Genomic DNA, 2,202 nt, shown 5'->3' with positions numbered 1-2,202 from the left:
AAGCGGCGGGAGTGGGAGCTGTTTCACGCCCTGCGCGAGGGGCGCTCTCCGCCCGAAGGCGTCCTCCGTGTAGAGAGCCCGGCCGGGACACACGTCATAGACCATCTCCGGCGGAGCTATGCGGCGCTACATTTGCACAATCCGGCTGCACCGGACATCAGCGGCCCGGGCAAGGAAGCGCCCCCGGCAGTTGACAGCCGGAGCGCCGAACCTGTACAACTGCCCGCACGGAATGCAGACCCGGCTTGGGAACCATCACAGAACGGGGGTATTACGCGTGAGTAGGCACCTGCTGCTGGTAGCCGGCTCCGGCCGGAGCGGTACCAGCCTGTTCGTTAACATCGTCGGCAACCTCGGTTTTCACGTCCCGAAGCCCCGGGTGGTTGCAGACGACAGCAACCCGCGGGGGTTCGGCGAGCCGCAGTGGGTGGTGGACTGGCACACGGCTCTGCTGAAACGCGCAAACGTGCACGCTTCCGACGCCCGGCCGGCCGCCTGGGCGGACGCCGCAAAGCTCTGCCTCGATGAGCAGGTCAGCGCTCAGCTGCGCCGGTGGCTGGAGGACCAGTTCTCTCTCCACGAGCAATTGGTAATCAAGGACCCGCGGCTGCTGTGGTTCCTGCCGCTGTGGCACCGGGTCGGCAACGAGCTGGGAGCCGCCGTCAGCGCAGTCACCATGCTCCGGCACCCGGCGGAGGTCGTAAAGAGCAAGCTCTACTGGTACCCGGGAATGAATATGGCCGACGCCAACCGCGCGGCCGGCTGGATCAACACGATGCTGTTCACCGAGCGGGCGACCCGCGACTACCGGCGGGCCTTCGTCCGGTTCGAGGATCTGCTGGAAGACTGGACCCAGTCCATAGCCAGCGTCAGCGAGCAGCTGGATATACCATCCCTGGTGAACGCCCGGGCCCAGCAGCAGGCCGCAGCGGACAGCGTCGTTGACCGTTCGCTGCGCCGCTCGCAGGCGAGCTGGGAGGACCTCGACGTGCCCAAGGGGCTGGTGTACCTCGCCGGGCAGGTGTGGGAAGAACTGCTCTCGCTCGCAGACCCGGAAAACGGCGACAGAGAAGCGGTGCTGGACCGGCTGGACTGCTACCGGGAAGAGTACATCTCATTCTACCGCTACGCCGAGGCCGTCGCCCAGTCGACCACCCTGGCGGCGGTCCGGCCGCTGCGCCGGAAGAACTCCGCCGGACCGGCCGGAGCTCCTCCGGGACCGCACGCGAACCCCCTGCTGGTCTGGAGCAAACGGCTGGTCCCGGCCAGAGTGCGGCGCCTCATCCCCATCCGGGTAAAGCGGGCCGTGGTGGAGATGCTCAGATGATCTACTCTCTACACTTAATACAGGAAGAAATGGCCGCGTGGCAGATATGAGGACAGCTGAGAAGTGGGAAAACCGGGAGGGGCTTGAGGAGTACGCTATCCGCTGGAACTGGGTCACAGAACCATCAAGCTCAGGCTTCACCGCCGTCCTTAGAGTCAAAAACGAGGCAAGGTCCCTGCCCTGGGTGCTGCCCGGCATCCTGCGCTCAGTCCAGAAAACCATCGTGGTAGACAACAACTCCACCGACAGAACAGCCGAGCTGGCCCAAGAGATCGCCGAACAGATGGGTCTTGAAGAGAGCCTTCAGGTACTCTCCTACCCCTTTGAGGTCTCCAGGTGCGGCCCCGAGCACCTTATGACCTACCCCGACTCGGTGCACAGCCTCACCTACTTCTACAACTGGTCTTTCTCGCACGTCAGGACGCGCTATGCTCTGAAGTGGGATGGGGACATGGTGCTCACTCCTGAAGGCGAGCGGGTGCTGCGCGATCTCTCCTGGCAACTTGAGGGCGTCGGCGGGAGAGTGCGCATGGCGCTTTTACCAGTCTACGTCGAGAGCGAGCGCGCCGCCTACGTATACCTTACACATCCGCATCGCGAACTCTGCGGCTGGCGCAACACACCAGACCACGTCTTCTTCAAGTGCTTCGACTGGGAGCACGTGCGGCCCTGGGCGGAGCACACGGTCCAGCTGCCAGATTGGGTATGCTTCGAGTTGAAGTGGCTTGATGCAGATGAATTCAGTCACTGGTCCTATACCGACTTCAAGGCCACGATCAACGCCCGCAAGCGGCGGGAGTGGGAGCTGTTTCACGCCCTGCGCGAGGGGCGCTCTCCGCCCGAAGGCGTCCTCCGTGTAGAGAGCCCGGCCGGGA

2 protein-coding genes are annotated in these 2,202 nt (G+C 64.2%); both read left to right on the top strand.

Annotation, left to right across the window (positions count from 1 at the left end):
- Positions 1 to 277: 277 nt before the first annotated feature.
- Entirely contained in the window at positions 278 to 1,327 is a 1,050-nt protein-coding gene (locus E0L93_RS15475; protein ID WP_132692988.1) for a sulfotransferase family protein, read from the top strand.
- A gap of 46 nt (positions 1,328 to 1,373) precedes the next feature.
- A partial coding sequence (locus E0L93_RS15470) for a glycosyltransferase family protein (RefSeq protein WP_132692989.1) occupies positions 1,374 to 2,202 on the top strand: 829 nt, incomplete at its 3' end.

The sequence above is a fragment of the Rubrobacter taiwanensis genome, assembly GCF_004337705.1.
GTDB lineage: Bacteria > Actinomycetota > Rubrobacteria > Rubrobacterales > Rubrobacteraceae > Rubrobacter_C > Rubrobacter_C taiwanensis.
Note: the sequence above shows the minus strand (reverse complement) of the source record. Positions and strands in the feature narration are given on the sequence as shown.